Raw genomic sequence first — 22,157 nt, forward strand, 5'->3', positions numbered from 1 at the left:
TGCTGCATCTTTTGGCAACAAGGGGCTTTTGTTTTCATCAAACGTCTCTAATCACCTTAGAATCTGTAATTCAAACCAACGGTAATCAAAAAAGCAGAGGCATCTGTGAATTTTCCGTAAACATTCCCAGCCGGATTAACCAAAACTTCGCGCTCTTCTTTGTAATCATAAAGGGCCGCTATACCTACATCCATCTTGTCATTGACAGCATATTGCATACCGAGAGAATATAGCCAGGCATCTGAATCCGGGATAGAAAAGTCAACATTCTCTGTTGGAATAGGATTGTTGTCATAACCAAATCCTGCCATCAGATCAATTGCATCATTCAATCCATACGTTAGGCCTATACGAAATGCATCGGTATCATCCCAATCTCTTGCAACGGGTGCTTCAAAAGGATTTCCTGGAATTTGTGGAGTATAATTAAAGTCAAGAGTGTCATACTCAGACCAGAAAGTTCTATCCCAAGTTAACTCAACATTGAGATTTTCCATGACATCATAGGCTACTGAAAGTGCTATCACTCCCGGTGCAGGAACAGATACAGTTGCAGGAATGCGCATCGCAGTTCCCATGAGACTAAGGTCTGTTGTCTCATCAAAATCCATATCAACATTTGACCTGAATGTAGCAGATATATTTAACTGTTCCATAGGTTTTATAGAAAGAGCAGCATTCCAGCCCCATTCCACAGTATCACCTTCCATACTTCTTGATACTGGGACACCAATTCCTGAAGCATCACTTGAAACAGTTGCATCAGCATAGATCATCCGAGGCCCTGCTGCGATGGAAACCTTGTCCATAAAAGTGTAAGAAATGGTTGGGTTTACCTCTATAACAGTAAGAGAAAACTCTTCTGCAAAAGCCTTTCCATAACCATCTTCCCAGCGCTTAGACAGGCCATATGGTGCAGTAATCGCTACACCAAAACGCGCTCCACTATAATCAGGAGAGACAACAAAACCTGTTGGAACGAAAAAATGCTCTGACTCGGACTCGTCACTCATCATAGCACTGCGAGCATCAGTGTATTCGATTGGGGAAAGATAAATGTAACTTGCATTGGCCTGAAGATGCCAGGTATCCTCCATCCATCCCATATTTGCAGGGTTAAAATATGCAGCATCAGCTCTTTTAGCTGAGGCGATATTAGCACCTGACTTTGCAGTTGAATCAACAGATTGTTCAGGAATACGCCAACCAGAAGCCATTGCAGAACCCGCTACAAAAATCGATGCTAATGCCAATACAGATATCTTTTTTCTCATACTCTTCTCCCCTCAGTATTAAGAATTTCCTGGACTCCACCCGGACTTGCAGCAGATAACCCAAAACATCCGCCCCAGCTATATGCCAGAACAGAAGCTCCCCGACGACCACATAACCTTTACGTACAGGTAAACAGTATTAATAATATACCCCTTTCCAAAGATATGCTCATTGTCTAATACATAAACCTAATATATGTCAACTATAAAGATAACTTAAAGCTCACCCCAGAAGCCTGCTCCGGCTCTATATTTTGGTTAATTCCTCCATGAATATATCTCAAAAAAGTAACTCAAAAACAACCCATTTTTAGTAATTTATGAAGCGCGTAATTTTTCAATTTCTTGTAGCATCTCACCTTCCATCAAAACGGCCTTACCTGTCTTATCGGCAATGACAAAGGTAATCAGTGCATCCGCTGCCACTTTTCGACTCTCTTTAAAAAGGATTTCCTGCTTTAAGATTACGCTTCTGTTTCCAATTTCTGCAACATCAGTCGTAACCACAAGTACCTCACCCACCGGAACAGCCTTCCTGTAATTTACATTGATATTAACCACCAGAAAAATAACGCCCTGCGCTGCCCATTTTCTTAAATCAATCTTTGACTCCAGCTGCGCCCAGCGGTCTTCTTCAAAAAACTCGAGGTAACGAGCATTATTTACATGACCGTAAAAATCAGCATGGTAGCCTCTCACCTTGATCTCAGTTAATACTTCCATCTCATCCCCTGCTTATTTTAGAATAGAAAAACAAAAAGCACCCTACAAGACACTTACATCTCTCCAATAAATGTAGAGGTAATGGGTCTGTTTATATTACATGGTGCTTGATGTACTGAACTGAGCCCCGGATTACGTATCTTCACCGGGATACATACAGCAACAAGCTTCGCCGCATTTCCATAGAGAATACGGCGAAGTTTTTAAGCAACAGATATCAGGCAGGTTTACCGAAACCCTTTAAAAAATCTTGCAGAGCGTTAGGATTGTTTGATTTAATGGTTCCGGAAAGAAAGTCTTTCATCCCCGGCCGATAGTCGTCTTGCCAAATTTTGACGAAAAACTCAGGACTGGTTTTACAAACGCAATCAGCATTATCCAGAACCCTCCCATCACTTATTTCACATGATTCTGGACTGAGCTGCACCGTCTTTTTGGTATCACCCAGCGAGAAATAAAAACTCATGGGCTTTGCTACAGCGCCTTCTACAAAGACATCGCTTAGACTTGCAAAAATATCGTCAACCATTGTCACTCCTCATGCCTACAGGGCTTGAATTTTTCCAGTTAGCGCAGGAACAAACTCTTTCAGATCGGAAACAATAAGTACATCTGCAACCTCACCTATCGGAGCATCCTTATCTGTATTGACTGCAACAATAAACTCGGACTGTTTCATGCCCGCCAAATGCTGAATGGCTCCTGATATTCCGCAGGCAAGATACAACTTTGGTGCAACAGTCTGTCCTGTTGTTCCAACCTGCCTGTTGTGTTCCACCCACTCAGAGTCAACCACTGGTCTTGAGGCGCCATACTCCCCGCCAAGGGCTTTGGCCAGATCAGAGATCATGCTCACATTTTCAGGTTTTCCAATACCACGACCGGCACTGACGATAATTTGAGCCTTACCAAGATCAACGCCTCCAGCTGCAGCCTGCTCAAAACCTGTGAACTCAACTTTCCCTACAGCAGTTCCACCGATTTTTTCAATGGTTGGCGAGCCGGATGGCTCATCAGCAAGACCGAAGGCACCGCTTTGCAAAGTGACTACCGTTTTTTCGGTATTCGATTTTACATCCCTACGCAGTTTTGCATTACATACCGGTACAACCATCGTGCCATCAGCGACACCAACTACCTCAGAAACCTGGGCAGCTTTCATAGCGTAGGCAACTCTTGGGGCTAAATCCCACCCGTATGAAGAGTGACAGAAAACAACACAATCAGGATTTTCTTTGGCAACTACATCCAGGATAAGAGCCTTATGCCCATCGGGGTTATACTCCCCAGCTTCAGCTACATCAGCAAGATAGAGGGTGCCATCGCACTTGGGAACATCTGCCTCACTACCGACCATGAACATGGCCGTCTCTGCGCCCATGGCTTGTGCAAAGGCTACCAGTTCATAACTGCCGCCCAGGAGTTTTCCTTCTCTGCTTTCCGCAATAAGTAGTAATTTCATATTTCCTCCTAGGCCAGAACGCCAGTTTTTTCTTTGAGTATCTTAATAAGCTGATCCGCCAAGTCTCCAGCATCACCTTCAAGCACCAACCCGCCACCCTTCTTTTCAGGTGTGTACATCTTCAAGGTTTCCTGACGCGGGTCAACCTTAAGTAACTCAGAAATATCAGTTGAAAGCAGTTCTTTCTTCTTTGCCTTCATGATATTGGGCAACGTTGGATAGCGTGGTGTGTTCAAGCCAAGCTGACAGGTAATAACAACAGGAGTTGCAACATTAACACATGCCTTAATTCCACCCTCTAACTCGCGTTTGGCACTGACCTTGCCATCATCATAGGCAAACTCAACCACGGTGGAGACACTTGGAACCTCAAGGATCTCACCAACAAGGACACCAACCTGGCCACTGCCTCTATCCTGGGACTGCATACCTGTAAAAATAAGATCAAAACCCTTATCCCGTGCATACTCTGCGATAACGCCAGCAATCTGCAGCGGTTCCTTACCAGAAGCATCATCGTCAGCAATATGAGCACCACGATCACAACCCATGGCAAGGGCCTTTTTCATGGTTTCTTTAACCTGATCAGAGCCGATACAAAGAACTGTGATATCACCATCCTTTAATTGCTCTTTTACCTGAACGGCCTGTTCAACGGCATATTCGTCATACTCATTCATTCTCCAGGCCAGATCCGTTTTTGCGTACCAGGTCCCGTTATCATCCACTTTAAATTTGGATTCCATATCTGGAACCTGCTTGATACATACAAGTATTTTCATTATATCCCTCCAGTTTTCAGGGGTTACTGAGTTCAACTTACCAGTTTAGACAATTCGTTCTGCTAATATTTCCGCGATATCCTGAGGCTTAAGAACTCCCTCAAGTTCAGCACCTTTTACACCATCTTCAAACATCGTCAAACAGAAAGGACAGTTGGATAGCAGCACATCCGTTCCTGTCTCTGCAGCCATCCGTACCCTTTTAATGTTAATGCGTTCACCTATGTTTTCTTCTGCCATTATCCTTCCACCACCGGCACTACAACAGAAGGCCTCTTCCCTATTTTTTTCCATTTCCACAAGCGTACCACCAGCAGCTTCAATCAACGATCTTGGGGCATCATAGATATCATTATGACGTCCGAGATAGCAGGAATCATGGTAAGTACAGGAGAGATTTTCGGAATTAATCTTCAGCCGACCTTCCGAGATCAGACTTTCCAGAAAAACAGTATAGGTGAGGATTTCAGCCTCAAAGCCCATGTCGCGGTAGTCTTTTTCAAGGGTATTGTAACAATGAGGACAGGTGGTCACTATCTTCTGAACACCGTAGCCTTTGATTGTCTCGATATTTTCAGCAGCAAGAGTCTGATAAAGATATTCGTTACCCATCTTCCTCATTGGCTCACCACAACATTTTTCTTCCTTACCGAGAATACCAATCTTAACGCCTGCTGCCTGACAGAGTTTGACAAAACTTGTGGCAACGGCGATGTTTCTCTTGTCAAAAGAACCGTAGCAACCAACAAAGAAGAGAACTTCAACATCAGCGTCTTCAGAAAGTGGTTTAATGCCAAGATCCTTAACCCAGTCACCACGCTCTGCATAGCCAACACCCAATGGATTACCGTTTACTTCGGTAGCTTCCATAGCAGCCATTACCTCTTCACCAGGGAACTCACCTTCCATAAGCACCATGGAGCGTCTGAGATCGATAATTTTATTTACGTGCTCAATACTGGCAGGACAGATCTCCTGGCAGGCACGACAGGTGGTACAGGACCAGAGGACATCCTTTCCGATGGTGTCCACCAGAACACTGTCAGGTGCATTAAAGGCCACATCGCCCAATTGACTGATGAGTTTCATGGGTGATAGGGGTTTATCTGTATTAAAAGCAGGACAACGATCCTGGCAGCGCATACAAAGAGTACAGGCATCTGTATCGAAGATATCCTTCCAGGTCATCTCTTCTATCTTTGAGACACCAAAACTCTCGGCATCTTCATCTTCAAGATCCAAGGAGACAAGCTTTCCCTTAGGCCCCAGGTCGGTAAAGAAATAGTTGCCACTGGTGGTGAGAATGTGTCTGAATTTTGTATATGGAATGAGGATGAAAAATCCCATCACCAAAAGCATATGAAACCACCAGGTAACCTTATGAAGGGCTAGCAAGCCGCCCTCCCCCATACCCTGAAGAGATTTTGCAAAGATAAAACCAACTGGAGACCAGGCAGCAAGCGGTGTGTTCAGCTCTGTTACCGCCATTCGCGCACCCTCTATAACAAAACCTGTAATCAGAATGATAAAGAGGAGGCCGTGCATTATGGCGTCGTCATTTTTTGTCTCAAGACCTTCAGGTGCGTAGAAATACCGTCTGATCAAAAGTCCACCCAGCATGACGATACAGATGAGGCCTGCAAGATCCAGAACTATTGAAAACAGCTTATAAAACGTCCCCTTTAAAAATTTGATTCCAAAGAGCAGATCAGTAAAATCAGCCTGGATGACAATGAGGGTTGTTCCGATAACGAGAAGTCCAAAGCCCCAGAAAAATAGCCCGTGCAACATGCCCGGCCAGGCCACCTTGCTCACCTTTTTCTGCAGTAACACATTTTCCAACATGTACTTCACCCTCGAAACACGCTGATCATCGCGAGTAAGAGGAAGTCCCTGCTGATACACCTTAATCCGAGCGTAAAATCCTTTAGCCAGCAGACCAAGTGCTACAATTACCAACAGGTACATAGGAACCAAAGTCCACGCTCCATGGCCAACATTCCAATAAATTTCCCTGGTGTATTCCATCATTGTCTCCATTCACAATGTGTCTTCAAACTGTTATACATATTATCTGGTCAGTGAACTGCCAATCACCAGCCGCTGTATCTCACTTGTCCCTTCATAGATCTCTGTAATCTTTGCATCCCGCATCATCCGCTCCACAGGAAAATCCCGTGTATAACCGTAACCACCTAGAATCTGAACGGCCTGGGTTGTTACTTTCATGGCGGTTTCACTTGCCATAAGTTTTGCCATGGCGGCTTGCTGTGAATAACTGAGGCCCTTGCTCGCCCGATAGCCCGCATTGTAAATGAGCAACCTGGAAGCTTCAATCTGGGTCGCCATGTCAGCAAGCTGAAACTGGACCCCCTGAAAGGAACTGATAGGCGTATCGAACTGTTTTCTATCTTTGGCATAGGCAACAGCAGTATCAAGTGCACCTTGGGCAATACCTAGCGCCTGGGAGGCGATACCGATTCGGCCACCATCGAGAGTCTTCATGGCAACCGTAAAACCCTCTCCCTCAACTCCTAGAAGATTTCCAGCGGGAATCAGACAGTTATCAAAAAGAATTTCCATGGTGGGTGAGGAACGGATTCCCATTTTTTCTTCTTTTTTACCAAAAGAAAAACCAGGCGTTCCCTTCTCGACAATAAAGGCAGATATGCCGTGATGCTTGGCTGCATCCTTATCAGTCCTGGCAAAAACAATATAGGTATCCGCCTCACCCGCATTGGTGATAAATATTTTAGCACCATTTAAAAGCCAGCCAGCACCATCCTTTACAGCAGTGGTTCTGGTGCCACCTGCATCTGATCCGGCAGAAGTCTCTGTAAGCCCGAAGGCCCCCATCTTCTCACCTGTCGCGAGCGGTGTTAGAAACTGTTCTTTTTGCGATTCTGAACCAAAAAGGTATATGGGATTGGAACCAAGGGAGAGATGCGCTGAGAGGGTAACACCTGTTGAAGCGCAAACCCTGGACAACTCTTCGACGGCAATGGCGTAACTGATATAGTCAGCCTCCGCCCCTCCGTAGATTTCAGGAAAGACAATCCCCGTAAGACCAAGCTCAGCCAAACGGTCAAACATAAGCGAACGGTCGAACCGTTCATTTTCATCGCGCTCTCTGGCAGACGGCTGAACCTCAGCTTCGGCAAAATCACGAACCATCTCACGCAATAGACTCTGTTCTTCGGTGTGTTCAAAAATCATAACAGGTTCTCCTCAAGAGAGATTACAACTTAGACATCACACTCAATCGTATTCTCCCTCCTTTATAAAAAATGTTTACGTAAAGGTCAAGACATTAAACTCTACTTTTTTCATTCCACCCATATTCGATTATATGGTGCGGAAATCTCACTTTTTCAATTGACATGCCAAGACAGCCCATGCTAAGTTTATGCACATCAGATTACGTAAAGGTGAGGTTTAACCTCCATAAAGGAAGCAAAGATGAGTAAACCAGAGCAGAAATCAGTACAGATAGGTGAGTTAGCTAAGAATCTTAACATCACCACCCGGACCATCCGCTATTATGAAGAAATTGGATTAATGGGGAAAAATGAGAGGCTTGATGGCGCAACCAGATCCTACAGTAAGGATGATGTGCTTCGACTTAAGTTCATCCTCAAGCTTAAAACAATGGGAATTTCTTTGAAAGAAATTCAACAGTTGTCTGATATTTTTGATATTAACGAAAAGAATTTTGATACCATTACACCAAAGCTTATTGAAATTCTCGACAGCCATATAGCAAAGGTAGATGAGAAGATGGCTAACCTCTCATCTCTACGTAACGATATTGTTGAATACAGGGTACGCATTACCGATCTACTCAACAATGGTTTCAACCCGAAAGACAGCTGAAAAACACATTGTACTAGCCAGCAACCAACCCCGATAAACGGGCTATGACAGCTTTTCTGGAGTAAGATACTAAAAAGAACCTCTGCCATCTGGCAGAGGTTCTTTTTTTTACAGCAAAAATCTACTGCACGATTCAGTGAATCATATAGGGTACATGTCTACTCTTTATAAATATATGTTCCTACATGCTCACCATTCAAGGCCCTGGTTATATTGCCCGGAACCATTCCATTTATGATCTGCACTTTTTCAAGAACTTCACTGTTTTGGATTATATCAAGACAAGGCCTCTCAATAACCAGGTCATCCTGACCACTCTCTAACAGTTCTTTTGCACTGATCTCTGGAATAAAGGTCGCATCAGGATCCTTTTTGGGATCATTAGAATAAAGACCGTTCTCATCTTTTACAAACAGCACGGTGTCAGAACCGATAAGGTCTGCAAGAATAACAAGTCCTACATCGGTGCGATGAATTGGAATTCGACCAACCTTAGGCTTAATTGCAAAATAGTCATAGGGCGGCATACCATGCATTACCGGAATAATACCTTCTGCAAAATAGGTCGGCAACTTGACAATATCAGCATGACCAATCTGAACGCCTCCCCACGGAGAGAGTAAGGTTGCAATCATCAGTGCATTTTGCTCTGAGACCATACTACCAAATTTAGCAATGACCCCTGTGGGCATACCCATTTCAAGACCGAGAGTGTAAATGTGCCTGGATCGCGTCCCTCCACCTGTCGTCAAAACCATTTTGTGACTTTTACGGTTCTGGACTATTTCCTTTAAAATATCCGGAAGGGCCTTCACACCACGATCACAAATTGACTGTCCGCCAATCTTCATGAGTTTGACATCAGGGTACAGCTTTTCCTGGGGAGCTATATCCAACTGGCCAATAAACTCTTTACTCACAAGACTTTCACCCATCAGAGTACTTTTGACATGCAGCCTTTTTCCATCTTTTTCTCGCACCAATGCCATGTATTATGTCTCCCTTTTTTGCATAATATGGAATGAAACGTGATTACTTGTTGGACTTAGACTTAGACTTCTTGTCACGCTTTAAAAGAACCAAATCAGCCTTGGTTTCCTTACCAATCTGCTCTATTTCTTTTCTACGTAGATGTGCTCCATAGACCTTCAAGTCAAGTCCGCTTACTGCAACTATACGATATCTTGGGGTCCGTGATCCTTCTTTTGCCTTTGATCGTTCTCTATAAAATATTTTTCCTGCCATTGTTTATCCTCCTGAAAATATTAAAAACCGCAGTTGGTCGTTACAAAATAGTTAATCGGCAAACCGATACTCTTAGTTTAGGTGCTATTAAAACGGTTGGCAAGGGCAAGTGGAGCAATTTTTCCAAACTTTCGAATGTTATTTAAGGTCAGTTAAGGTTATTTAAGGTTTTAAATACCCACTATTCTAAGGCATATATTGACAGAGGGCATGGTCAGAGTTTTATTGAAAATTCATTTTTTATGTAATGCCTTACACGAGAAAATTATCACAACAAGCAAGGAACCTGCGTATTGATTGAAGACTAATATCAAAATTTAATCTCCAGATAGCGGATTCAGAAAGACCTTCAAAATATTTACCCCCGTCTTTTCTTCACGTTTACCGGAGTTATACCAAGGGACAAGATTTAACCCAGAAAGGATAAAATGGAAATATATCTCAGCGTAGACGACACTGACAATTCGACGAGCATAGGCTCCGGCCAACTCGCAGAAAATCTTACCGAAGAACTTCTCCAATGTAACCTTGTCCAGAGTTGCTCGAACATCACAAGACATCAACTCTATTACCATGACGACATCCCCTACACCTCCCACAACAGCGCAATGTGCTTTACTGCCTCAATACATCCAGCATTGCTTCCAGATCTCGTAGCTTTTTCTTCTGATTATTTAAAAAATAATTCCGCACCTGGATCAGATCCTGGCCTCTGCATAGCAGAGAAAAGTGACCAACTGGATGAAGACGCCCTGATCGAGTTTGGCAGACAGGCAAAATGTACAATATTAAACAAAGACAAGGCCTATAACCTGGCAAGTAAGGTGCACGTCCACCTGTCTGAGCATGGTGGAACGGGAGATGGAGTGATCGGAGCGCTTGCAGGAATTGGTTTACGTATCGAGGGCAACGACGGAAGATTCAGAGGTTGGTTCCATATGGGCAGAGCAGGCGAAGAGACAACTGCCGGCAAACTATGCGAGAACCCCAATGTTGTAGATGTTATCGATGAAAATGGTAACTCACTGACCCCCCAAAGCCCCATTCGTATCACCGACGATAAAATCAAAACAATCCTCCATAACCATATACAGGTGATTCCTGTTACTTGCGAGCAGTACTCAGGCACAACCATTTGGAAAACTCTAAGCCGAAAAGAGGTTAAGAAATATTAACTACATTTTGCACTGACTGCATGAGTAAGCAGTCAGTGTAAACTAATGGTGTCGCTGGATAATAGGCCATCTTATTTTGAGGACAATTCTGGCATATTTGCTGCCTTGACTGTCACATTACCTTTCGACTATCTAACTGTATAATCTTACAAAATGTATGTTGTGCAGTTTCTGTATAATTACTTGTGAACCAAAGAAAAAACAACAATTTGAATCAGTAGCAAGCTGGGATATTAAAATAGGAACAGGGGATTTGTATGGCTGATATATTATTTATAATAGGTTTGGTAATTTTCATTATTGGTGGTATTGGCTTTCTCATTGCGGCATTCAAAACAAGTTTGCTCTGGGGGCTTGGATGCCTACTCCTTTCACCACTCCAAATAATATATCTATTTGTTCACTGGAGCAGTGCGAAAAATCCATTCTTTCTTCAACTAATAGGTGGAGCTGTATTGTTGTTCTCGACATATTTACAAGGAAATATAAATATATAACAAAACATTGATGGTAAATTAAAATATGAACATGCAAGTCGGCTCAATAAAAAAATGGAATGACGATAAGGGTTTTGGCTTCATAAAACCAAAATCTGGTGGCAAAGATATCTTTATTCATATAACTGAATACAGCAAAGCACATAAGAAACCATATGAAGGTCTCAATGTTAATTATTTTTTATCTTCTGATCCACAAGGAAGAAAGTGTGCGGTTGATGCTCGTCCAGTTAGCGGTCATAAAAATAATGGTCGTGAGCTTAGGCAAAAATGCTTATCTTTAATACTCACAGTTGTTGCGTTTTGTTCTCTTTACCTTCTTTATAATTTGCAACTAATACCTATAGAAATTATTGGAATATATCTAACTGTTAGCGTTTTGACATTTGTGATGTATGCTAAAGATAAAAATGCAGCTCAACATAATCGGTGGAGAACACCAGAAAACACATTGCATTTTTTATCATTATTGGGCGGCTGGCCAGGTGCTTCAATGGCACAAGGGTACTTACGTCATAAATCAAAGAAATTTTCATTTCGGTTTATATACTGGGTAACAGTAATATTGAATTGTAGTGTTCTATACTGGGTCACTACATCTGATGGGCAAATGTGGATCAAAAGCATACTACAATAATTAAACTTCTACAATAAATACAAATAATTAGAATGTCGCCTAACACCGTTCTCGTTGGTCACTCGGACTCGCTGAGCGTGAATGATACAATACAAAAGTCAATCACTAGTCTTAAAATTGTACCGTACATGATCTATTCAACGTGACACAACAATTCATATAAAAGCTCTCCCCCCTATCCCAATTCCTAAAAAGTCGAACATCATACCTTTATTTCACCTCCCATTCTTCCACTTCCGCTAAGATATCTGTATACTTTACAGAACAGGTCTCACATATCACTGGATTTCATTAAATTATTGTCACAAAGAGTGGATACAAGATGGCTAGCTCAACTGAAAACGCAATCTCATCAAAATCAGACAATTCAGAAAAGAAGGTAGTCATTCTGCTTTCTGATATGGTTCGTTATTCACAGAAGACAGCTGATATGCGGCCGGGTGAAGTGAGAGACTTTACTGTTGATTATCATAAAAACTTACAAGAAGTCGTCAACACAGACAGTAGATTTTTTCAAGAAATAGAACCATCTGCAGGAGATGGGGCTAGGGCAATTTTTGAAAGACAAAAAGGAGAAAGCAAGACCGACCTCTGCGACAGAGCTATTAAAGTTGCAATAAATATCAGCAAGGCTGTAGAAAAGGAAGTTATACAGCAGACCCGAATTGGGCTTTTCGCTGGAGACATAATTGAAGCTCAAATCGGCAATAAAACCATGCAATTTGGTGCGAGTTTTTCAGTTGCAAGCAGATTAGAGGAACTTTGCGGTTATTTTGGTGTTAGTTTCTTAATGGACCGAGAAGTCGCTTTCTGGCTGAAGGACGAAAAAGAACATTTAGTCTCCATTGGAAAAATCACTCCTAAAAACTTTACTCATCCGATCCACGTTTTCTCAATATACAGACCGGGTATTAATAATTGCCCCATAGATGTAGACAGGGATTTGCTAGACCAATTTATCGAGAAAAAAAATCAGGCAGTAGAGTTTTTCTGTGGCAATAGGCTGCAAGGCATACAACCCGACTACCCAACGGCACGTGAATGGCTCCATAAAACCCAAGAACTTTTTGTTCAAATGACCGGTAAGAAGGATGTGCCTTCAGAGAGATTGCTGGAATACATTCAAAATTTTCCTTACCCTACAGACGATTTTCAAAACGTTGGCATGAAGATCAGACAGACAACGTCTGAATCCATAGGAATCCGCCTCCTCCACCTCTCAAATGAGCTGCTCAAGGCTATGGATTACGACTTTTATCAAACACTGGTCATCGATACAGATTGGGAACATCGCTTTAAACTGGTGTGGAAGAAAAAAGGGGAAACAATTGTCAAAATAGATGCTCACCCTGATGGAGTATACTACATCGATAATGGTAGCGTTAACGCTATAGATAAAAACGGTAAGCTTATAACGACTTTAACCGCCGGAAATGTCTTTGGTGAAATGGCCTATTTTTCTGATCACCGTAAACGAAATGCTACGATTGTAGCTAATACAGATGTGGTACTCCGTAGAATTTCTGGTGATGAGTTGGAAAAACTACCAATTATTAAAGAGATTTTTCAAAAAATATCATCAAAACGTAAAAAGGGACTAAATGTATAAAAAATAGCGTTTCGGACTGTCGCAAAATCCGAAACGCTACAGAGGCAGGCTCCCCCAGCTTTGCCGGGGGGGGGGACCTAATAGAACTTAATTGTTGTCCGGGTACAGTTCATTTTCCATAAGAACAAGGCGTGTAGTTTAAAGGTGAACAGTACTGATTTAAGTTGATAGATATGTGGCTTAAACTATTAAGCTATCATCAGTGCATCCTGATCAACATCTCCTGTTACATCAACATAGTCCACATCGTTAGCGGGCTCGATAAAAACAATATCTTCTGTTCCATTTGCGGGAGTTGAGGAGGCCATATCTGAGAGCAATTGACTTAACTGACGATTTAATTCAGTTTCATCCAGAGGAACACTGTCGCTGCTTGACTCTACATTGTTGGGTTCAGTGTTCTCTGTTATAGAGTTTTGAGTTATGTCCACTGATTCATCGGTTTGAAGTGGTGTTGCTTCAGAAGTGGTTAAATCTGTGGAGGACGTTTGCTCTTTAGTGTCTTCGGAATCGCTCTCATACGGGGTCTCTTCGTCCAGTATATTGTCTACTTGGGTGAACTCAATAGTTTCACCGGTGAGCCCTACATCACCAACATCACCTTCACTACCATCTTCTCTATGAAACGTTGTTTCTCCATAAATAACATTGCCAGACTCTTCTCTGTACTCTTCATCACTTTGCAGTTCAATTGAGGTAATATCTGTTTCATCCATGATTAAAAATTCACCTGCATCTGTTTCACCATTGCTGTTTTTGTCCTGCCAGATACCAAAAACATTCCACTCATCATCTTGTTGGTCAAATACGCCATCCTCATTGGTGTCAAAGACCTGCAAACCCTCAAGGTCCGTATTTGCACCCGGTTTGTATTCTTTTAACGCTAGTTCATTGGCATAATGTACAGCCTGATCTTTATCGTAATCGTAGACCAAAAAACCATCATCCTGACCCACCCAGCCTGTTTTCTCAGCCGTACCATCAAGATTCCAATCAAAGGTAACTCCTGCAGCAACATCGATTAACTCAACACCATCGCCATCTAAATCAAGGACCACAGGGCTATAGTGGTAAGTACCATCAATTTTATTTAAATGAGATAGGGTTACTCGAATGGTACCGGTCGCTCCTGCCTGGTCGGCAACAGTCAAAGTCAGGGCTGCATTGTCAACGTCACCTTTAAACTTGAAAGTACCAGTTCCGATGTTCGAACCATCCTGAGTTACAGAGCCGGTGTTTGGTGCAGAGGCACTAATTGATGCGATATCACCATAATTCCCCCAACTGTTCCCTCCATTCTTGTCTTCTGCGTGAAAGTTGAACCAGACTGTATAGCTATTTTTCCAGCCGATACTGTATACCCCTGAAAACGTTGGTGCATAGTTGTGTTCAAGGATGGTAGGGATGGTGAGTGTACTGTCGGTCTCACCTCCATGGCCATCGGAAACGGTATAGCCGACAACTACACTCTTCGCACCTTCTTCAGGTATTACCAAAATGTTTTGACCTGATGTTGTCACATTCGCCTTACCGCTAATTTTATGGACATTAGTAATGGAAAGACTATCACCATCCACATCGTAAGCGTTAGTAAGTAAGCTGGAAAAACTATAATAGTTATCTATAACTTCTTCAGCAGGATCTCCAATCTTCGACTCAGCAAAAGGTTTATCATTTACGGGTGTAACATATATTTCGGACTGGATGGTTGTAGCTGCGCCATGGGAATCAACAACTCTATAACTAAAGGTCTCAACACCGTTGAAATTTTGATTTGGGTTGTAATATATTTTGCCGTCGGCTTCGTTGTAACTGAGTGTTCCGTTATGTGCACCCCAGGCAGTATCAAAGGATATGGAATCTGTTTCATATGGGGAGTCCATCTCAACATCGCTATCATTACTCAGAAGATCAGTTGTCAGAAAAGAAAACGAATTATCCTCAACGGCCCCTGTTATACGTTCAGCTACCAGAATAGGGGCATCGTTTACTGGATCAATATCAAACAGAGCAACTGCAGTGACAGGATCACTAATACCATCGGTCACCGTATATCTAAAACTCGCCTGGCCAGGATGGAGGTTATTATAGTTAAGTTCTGGGGTAAAGCGTATTCTGCCGTCAGCTATAAGCTCTACATTGCAATGCTCTGCCTGATCCACACCAGTGATATACATGGTATCACCGTTGATATCTGAATCATTGGCCAAGAGTTCAGCTTGCGATATGTAGGAGATAAAATCTTCTTGGGTCTCAATGATCTCAGAGTAGACATCCGGCGATGTGTTGAGTTTCACATCAATTTCCGCAACCGCCTGGGAGGCAGCACCTTGGCCATCACTGAGAATGTAGGTAAAGCTGTCTACCCCCACCCAGTTATCTGAGCCCGCGATATAGTGGATGTTACCAGCAGCATCAACTGAGACGGTGCCAAATTCTGCACCACTAACGGAAGTGATAGAAAGAGTATCTCCATCAACGTCATAATCGTTATCAAGAAAGGTCGCTGCGAGAAAGACGTTCTCATAGGAGTTATTGCTCCAGGCAAGAATCTTTTCATCATCCAGGGCGACCGGCACGTCATTTACACCGGTTATATCAACCCCCACATAACCAAGGCCGATGCCCCCCTCACTGTCCAGCACCTTATAGCGAAAAAAACCGCTACCGAAATAATCTTTATGGGGGACAAAATGGGCAATGTTGTCAGAGTCGACATACACATCACCATTTAGAGAACTATCAATTCCATCAAAACGAAGGTTGGTGCCATCTTCCACATCCGTGGCACCACTCATCAGGTCTGCTATGTTAAATAAAATTTCATTATCTTCAAATCCGCTACCAGAACTGTAGCTTACAGTGGGCAGATCGTTGACAGGTTTGACCCCAATATACAGTGTCCCCGGAGCCTCCACCCCCTCACTGTCTGTTGCAAGGTATTCAAGTGATGCCTCTCCATAGAAATCTGCATCAGGAATAAAGGTATATACTCCCCCACTCAGCTCCATCCGTCCACCTTCAACATTGGTCACAACGTCAAGGGAAAGAAGGTCGCCGTCCGGATCAAAGATAAACTTACTCAATTCCTCCTGGTTGAAGGTGAGTGATTCATTTTCCTGTATCACAATGCGGTTGCCTGTTATTTCAGGCTTGTCATTTACAGCCGAAAGCTTCACCGACACCCACCCAGCGGCCTCATGTCCTTCACTGTCGCTTAGAATATAGGCAAAGCCTGCATCTTCGCCAAAATAATTTTCCTCCGGGGTGAATGTAACCGAACCATCTGCGCCAAGCTGCACCTGTCCATGGCTTGCACCACCCAGATCTTTAAACTGCAGTTCACCACTGCCGTCGACGTCTGCATCATTTGCCATGAGCTCAGACACGCTTGTAATGAGAGCCTGTTCTTCCTGTGTGGTAAAAACATCCGCTCCAAAAGAGGTTGGGTCATCCATGGATAAGATATCAAGATCAAGGTTACCGCTCACTGTTCCTCCATTCATGTCAGTTGCGGTGTAGGAAAGAATGGCTCGCCCATGGTAGTTGGCCTGGGGGGTAAAGGTATATATTTCGCCAGACTGGCTCACAGTCCCGCCAGCAGGCTGAAGGTCTGTCAGCACGATAGTATCACCATCAAGATCACTGATGAATTTTGTTATTGTCTCCTGGGTAAAAATAATAGGAGTATCTTCGCTGGCCTCAATGCTACCCAATATAATAGTTGGTGGATCATTGACTCCTGTAACTTCCACTGTCACCGTGGCGGTAGTCTCGCCACCTTTCTCATCCAGCACGCGGTAACTAAAGCCCGCCTCATTACCATAATAATCTGGGTCAGGAACAAAGGTGATTTCGCCTGAACTCGAAAGAGAAACGGTACCGTGTTCAGTATCTCCGAGGCCCGCAAAAGTAAGTGCTCCATCAACATCAGTACCCGCTGCAAGCAGTTCAGCAACAGTAACTGTTACCGCCTGTTCCTCAGTTGTGGTCAGCGTATCAAGACCCATTTCTGCAAGGTCATCTACAGCAAAAATATCCAAAGAGACTGTTGATTCTGCCACAGCCCCCATATTGTCGGTTACCGTAAGGCGAATTTGCCCATCACCGTTATAGTTACCGTCTGGCCTAAAAGAATATACCCCTGACTCTTCGTGTATTGAACCTCCCTCAAGGGCTTGAATAGCTGTTATACTCAAAACATCGCCATCTACATCCGTAAAGAGGGTTTTAAGCAGGTCTTGATCAAAGGTGAGAACAATATCTTCATTAACAGTCAGCTGTGTCTTGGCCACTAGAGGAGTATCATTTACTCCGGTAACCTCCACTTCCACCCAGCCGGTGGATTCAAGGCCTTCGCTATCTTTTACAATATATTCAAAACCAGCATCACTTCCAGCGTAGTCACTATCGGGGGTGAAGGTTATGTTGCCTGCTCCATCCATAGTCACCAGACCATTGCGCGCAGCTCCTAAAGAGACAAAGTCTATGACAGCACCATCAACATCAGTGTCGTTTGCTGTAAGATCGGTAACCGTGGTCGTTACTGCCTGCTCTTCCAGGGTGGTTAAACGGTCACTTCCGGTGTCAATGGCATCATTTACAGGGGTGATATCAAACTCAAGATGCCCACTGACCACACCCCGGTGGTTATCATTTGCCTGACAGTCAAAGGATGCACGACCAGAATAATCAGCGTCTGGAATAAATACATAGATACCTCCAGTAAAACTGATGGTTCCACCTGTTACATTGGTTATGAAATCAAAGTGTAGATCATCTCCATCGGGGTCGTAGACAAAGGTTGCGATCTCTTCCGAGGTAAACGGGAGAATCTCATCTTCTGCAATGGCTACATGGCTGGACGAGACCACCACAGGGGCTTCCCGTACATCCAGAACGTCTACACCAGCCCAGCCAGTGGATGAATTACCAGATGCATCTTCGACATTGTAATAAAAACCAGCCTGGTCACCGGTATAATCGGGTTCGGGAGTAAAGACGATACTGCCGTCAGCTGCTTCTGTAACAACTCCGTGGACCGCTGCGCCAAGACCAGTAAATACAATTGCTTCCCCGTCGTGCTCCACATCGTTTGACAAAAGCTTATCTTTACTGGTTGTTAAGCTATTTTCTTCGAGGATGATGAAATGGTCATCGCCAGTTTGCGCGCCAGTGTTGCTATCAACATAATGGATATTCACCTGGGCCATAACAGGATAGCTGGTGGCATGGTCTCGAACCCAATAGGAAAACGCCACATCGCCGAAGTATCCCTCCTCCGGCACAAAGGCCAGCCTGCCTCCTATAAGTGAGAGCGAGCCATGTTCAAGACCATGGAAGTGATCAAACTCCAGGGTGTCTCCCTCTGGGTCAGAATCGTTATTGAGCAGCCGGTCGAGGTAGAGTGCTTCCCCTTCTATAAGAGTGTAGCTATCATCTGTGAGTTGCGGCGCGTCGTTAACATTTTTGACCACCACCGTTGCGACCTGTTCAACCAACTGGCCATCTGGTGTTTTAAGGGTGTAGCTAAAGGAGCTGGTTCCAACAAAACCTGGAAGAGGTTCAAAGCGGAGATCACCATTGTCATCCTGCCAGACCCTGCCATTGTTTGCCGTACCAAAACCGACAAAGATATAGGTCTCCTCAAAGAGAGAATAGTTGCTTGTCCCGCTATTTTCATAAAGCTCAGATGGTAAGAACCTCAGAATCGAATCCTCTGCCATCAGAAATACTGCTCCCTCCTGTATCCCTGCAAGTTCCTCGGGGATCTCATCTCCTGTCAGGCGACGGCCGGTAAAACTTTCCGCTGCAATATCTACAGATTGAGTGTTGCCAACCTCTGTATCTTGTAGCGAGCCGATACCATCTAAATCGTCATCATCATCGCCATCGTCATCCCAAAGAGCAAGGGGAATGGTTGAGCCGTCTGTGAAAAGTCCATTATAACTGAGGCTCTCACGGTAATGGTAAGCCGAGTCGGGATGAAAGCCAGGGATTATAGAATTATCCATGAGCAGATCAGACCAGTGGTCAGAAAGGAATTCTTGCATCTGCTCGGGGCTATCAATGGCTGGAAGTGGCAGCTGCTCCATTTCCTCACCAGCACCATTTGCAGGTTGGGCAACATCTTCAATACTACGAAGATATGTTGCCAGTTCAACTGCATCAAGAGGTTTAATATAATCGCTGTCGGTTTCAGTTATTGTAGTTTCAGCACCTTCAACCTCAGATGCGAGGGCAAGTAACCCACCTGGAACGGTCAGTGCCATGGCCAGCAGTTCAGCGCCGACCCCAGAAAAAACATTTTTCAAGCTGACAACGCGGTTGATCTCTCCCAACTGTTGTGATGGCAATGGACTGGTGCGCAGGGGCAACGATTTAAAATCACTGGATTTGGCAGTGAAATGCTGCCCTTCAGGGCCCACGTTACCACCTCCTACCATCACTCCGCTACCAAAGGTGGTGCCGTGACGTTCTGTGGTTTCACCGTAGGTGTAGGTAATTCCTTTTTTGACAAATCCATGTCCAGCCATGATCTGGTCTATCTGAGATACGTCGATATCCCCAGAACTGTTTGTGGCGACTTTCACTGCACTATCCAACCGTTCCCCACGGTCACGGGCAAGGAGCACTCCACGGAGCTGGATTGTCTGACTGACGCTGTCATCGAATCTAACGGCAGCTTTACCACCTGTTTCGCTATGGTAGTTAAGCGATGAACCCTCTCCTTGGGTAACGGTAAAACTCGGAAGGTGACCATCAATGAGAAGTCTACCACCACCATTCTTGTAGTCCTGCATCACCTTAAGTAAGGCACTACCCTGCGCCTGCGCAGAATCCTGCATCTCGCTATCACCACCCACATCCATTACCACATTGCCGTTCTCATCAAGGGTAAACGATGCCGTTGCTTCGGGGGGATCGTCGTCGCTGATGAGCATACTAACAGCCATTATCGCTAAACCAACAACAGCACCAACTCCAGTAGTCATCAGTCCAGCAGCAACAGCCATTGCCACCCCTGCAGAAGCAGCGCTAAAAGCAGCCCCAACAACATCTCCTTGAGCAAGTAATACACCTGCGGCAACGAACCCTAGGCCAGGAACCCAGTTACCTGTGGTTTGACTCAAGCTGCTGAATTGTGCGACAGCATTATAGGTGTTAATTGCATTATGCGTTGTGCTGGCAGCTAAATAGGCGATATCGCCCGCATCACCGGACTCAAAGACATCATCCATACTAGCGATGTTCATAGCAAGGCCAGCAGCCGAAGCAATACCTTTAAAAGCTGCGCCCGTGTTGCCTGCTTCAACTCCTATTGCTTCGTCAAAAGCAGTGCCTGCGGCGGTTCCACCCTGGCAATAATTATCTATCCCTTCAAGAAGGTCTGCCGATGATTGGATGATGCTCATATCATCACCGGAGTCTATCGCCCTGCCAAAATTAATCCCAGCAGCGCCCAATCCCAGTACTTTTGATGTTTCACTCAGAGGGACGGAAACCTGACCATTATTTTGTAGCAGATAGTTGTCTATATCTTTAAGTAAATTAAGGGATTCTTCAGCAATCCCCCATTCGTCGCCGCTATCTATAGATTGGCCGAGACCTATACCGCTACTTACAATGTCCAGTGCCGCTTCAGTCTGTTCATTATAGTTATCTTCATTCAAGTCTGACCTATCATCTAAGGCAGAATAATAGTCGATTCCTGTTTGAGCGATACTTATACCATCTCCAGAGTCTATTGCGTCTTCGAATTCGTTTTGGGAACCCATGACTTTGAGATCTGCTTGACGAATGTCGGTTGCTAATTCTACTTCTTTTTGGTGTTCTATTTCTGCACGCTTTAATGCCGCTTCTTGAACTTCGCTGGGGAGCTGTGCAAATCGCTCTGGGTTACCAGGAACAAACTCTTCCCTTTCCCCAAATTCCATGTTTCCGAGATTAAATATCATTTCTTCAAGGGTATCTAACTCAAACATTACTCCTGAATCATGGATTGTTATGTTTTCTGGAGAGGGGGTATTCCCCTCAGGAATATCTTTAACTGGCACTCCCATAAGTTCCAATGCCTGATGACCGAGTGCAAGAGATCTTGCAGACAAGCCATCATAGTCCCATCCACCACCAACATCACAATGGGAACCAGGGAGCCATATCTCAAAGGTTCCTGGATCATTTGGAAATAATGGATCGGTAATACTAGCTAAGTCGAAACTGGTTCTATTCTCGTGCTCTGCAGTAAAATGTAGGGCTGTCACATTTGGAGGAATGGCTAGCAAAAGGTTTTCCTCATATGTAACAACAGAATCATACATCAGCATGATATCCTGGTGAACACCTCCTGGTGGAATAAGGTACCCCTCACCATCAGGATCAGGGCACCCACGTTGCTGTATTAAATTGGCAAAATGTCTTTGAGATGCGGTGCCCCGGCTAAAACCTGCTGTTGATAGATGCACTTCAACGTTGGGGTTTTCATCTTGCCATATTTTTACTTTCTCGCAGAACAAAGTATATGCATCTTCTGCTCTTTGTTCACATTCATCACCGGTCGCGGACTTATATGCTTCGTCAATAACGTTTGTGGTTTGGGTTGCTACCCCACGAATATATTCCGATCCAACGTTATCTGACCTCGGAACCAAACTCTGAAGTATAGCAGGGTTTGTATAAACTGTATCCGGATCAGTGCTGTCGCGGTCATTGCGGGTACCATCAAATGAAAAAAAGAATAGACGTTGGTTGGGGTCAGAGCTATCGAAGGTATCGGAGGTGTCGAGCTGGCTTACCTCCTCATGAACTATATCGTACTGTCTCAATTCCTGATCAGTAAGATCGCGTTTTGGAGTTACATCTTTGACTATACCCACAATT

Annotated in this window: 15 protein-coding genes; 5 read left to right on the forward strand and 10 right to left on the reverse strand. The window is 44.1% G+C overall.

Annotated features, from left to right (window positions below; genetic code table 11):
* Positions 1-56 precede the first annotated feature (56 nt).
* From ACX6CI_RS16540 to ACX6CI_RS16570, 7 genes are all read right to left on the reverse strand, one after another.
* Positions 57-1,274, reverse strand: a complete 1,218-nt coding sequence (locus ACX6CI_RS16540) for an OmpP1/FadL family transporter (RefSeq protein ID WP_458774756.1) — start codon at positions 1,272-1,274, stop codon at positions 57-59.
* Positions 1,275-1,592: 318 nt separating this feature from the next.
* Positions 1,593-1,997, reverse strand: coding sequence for an acyl-CoA thioesterase (locus ACX6CI_RS16545; protein ID WP_458774757.1), 405 nt, complete (start codon positions 1,995-1,997; stop codon positions 1,593-1,595).
* A 217-nt stretch (positions 1,998-2,214) separates the two neighbouring features.
* The gene (locus ACX6CI_RS16550; protein WP_458774758.1) at positions 2,215-2,526 is read right to left on the reverse strand and encodes a hypothetical protein; all 312 of its coding nucleotides are present in this window, start codon (positions 2,524-2,526) and stop codon (positions 2,215-2,217) included.
* Positions 2,527-2,541: 15 nt separating this feature from the next.
* Complete coding sequence (locus tag ACX6CI_RS16555) at positions 2,542-3,459, reverse strand: electron transfer flavoprotein subunit alpha/FixB family protein (RefSeq protein WP_458774759.1); 918 nt, start codon at positions 3,457-3,459, stop codon at positions 2,542-2,544.
* Between the two features lie 8 nt (positions 3,460-3,467).
* Entirely contained in the window at positions 3,468-4,241 is a 774-nt protein-coding gene (locus ACX6CI_RS16560) for an electron transfer flavoprotein subunit beta/FixA family protein (RefSeq protein ID WP_458774760.1), read from the reverse strand.
* A 45-nt stretch (positions 4,242-4,286) separates the two neighbouring features.
* The gene (locus tag ACX6CI_RS16565; protein ID WP_458778478.1) at positions 4,287-6,269 is read right to left on the reverse strand and encodes a heterodisulfide reductase-related iron-sulfur binding cluster; all 1,983 of its coding nucleotides are present in this window, start codon (positions 6,267-6,269) and stop codon (positions 4,287-4,289) included.
* Positions 6,270-6,311: 42 nt separating this feature from the next.
* On the reverse strand, positions 6,312-7,457 hold the full coding sequence (locus ACX6CI_RS16570) for an acyl-CoA dehydrogenase (RefSeq protein WP_458774761.1): 1,146 nt from the start codon (positions 7,455-7,457) through the stop codon (positions 6,312-6,314).
* A gap of 243 nt (positions 7,458-7,700) precedes the next feature.
* Between ACX6CI_RS16570 and ACX6CI_RS16575 the strand changes: the two genes are divergently transcribed.
* Positions 7,701-8,114 (forward strand): helix-turn-helix domain-containing protein, encoded by a 414-nt coding sequence (locus tag ACX6CI_RS16575; protein WP_458774762.1) that lies wholly within the window; start codon positions 7,701-7,703, stop codon positions 8,112-8,114.
* Between the two features lie 158 nt (positions 8,115-8,272).
* Here ACX6CI_RS16575 and ACX6CI_RS16580 read toward each other — a convergent pair whose 3' ends face one another.
* Both ACX6CI_RS16580 and ACX6CI_RS16585 read right to left on the reverse strand, forming a co-directional pair.
* On the reverse strand, positions 8,273-9,103 hold the full coding sequence (locus ACX6CI_RS16580; protein WP_458774763.1) for an amino acid kinase family protein: 831 nt from the start codon (positions 9,101-9,103) through the stop codon (positions 8,273-8,275).
* Positions 9,104-9,146: 43 nt separating this feature from the next.
* Positions 9,147-9,359 (reverse strand): hypothetical protein, encoded by a 213-nt coding sequence (locus ACX6CI_RS16585; RefSeq protein WP_458774764.1) that lies wholly within the window; start codon positions 9,357-9,359, stop codon positions 9,147-9,149.
* Between the two features lie 428 nt (positions 9,360-9,787).
* Here ACX6CI_RS16585 and ACX6CI_RS16590 point away from each other — a divergent pair, with 428 nt between their 5' ends.
* The 4 genes from ACX6CI_RS16590 (at position 9,788) to ACX6CI_RS16605 (ending at position 13,277) form a co-directional block, all read left to right on the forward strand.
* Positions 9,788-10,534: a hypothetical protein gene (locus ACX6CI_RS16590; protein ID WP_458774765.1), complete on the forward strand. Its 747-nt coding sequence runs from the start codon at positions 9,788-9,790 to the stop codon at positions 10,532-10,534.
* A 257-nt stretch (positions 10,535-10,791) separates the two neighbouring features.
* Complete coding sequence (locus ACX6CI_RS16595; RefSeq protein ID WP_458774766.1) at positions 10,792-11,031, forward strand: hypothetical protein; 240 nt, start codon at positions 10,792-10,794, stop codon at positions 11,029-11,031.
* Positions 11,032-11,056: 25 nt separating this feature from the next.
* On the forward strand, positions 11,057-11,668 hold the full coding sequence (locus ACX6CI_RS16600) for a DUF1294 domain-containing protein (protein WP_458774767.1): 612 nt from the start codon (positions 11,057-11,059) through the stop codon (positions 11,666-11,668).
* Positions 11,669-11,990: 322 nt separating this feature from the next.
* Positions 11,991-13,277, forward strand: a complete 1,287-nt coding sequence (locus tag ACX6CI_RS16605) for a cyclic nucleotide-binding domain-containing protein (RefSeq protein WP_458774768.1) — start codon at positions 11,991-11,993, stop codon at positions 13,275-13,277.
* A gap of 188 nt (positions 13,278-13,465) precedes the next feature.
* Here the strand turns inward: ACX6CI_RS16605 and ACX6CI_RS16610 are convergent, their stop codons facing one another.
* Positions 13,466-22,153, reverse strand: a complete 8,688-nt coding sequence (locus ACX6CI_RS16610) for a tandem-95 repeat protein (protein WP_458774769.1) — start codon at positions 22,151-22,153, stop codon at positions 13,466-13,468.
* Between the last annotated feature and the right edge of the window lie 4 nt (positions 22,154-22,157).

The sequence above is a fragment of the Desulforhopalus glucosivorans genome (genome assembly GCF_054397165.1).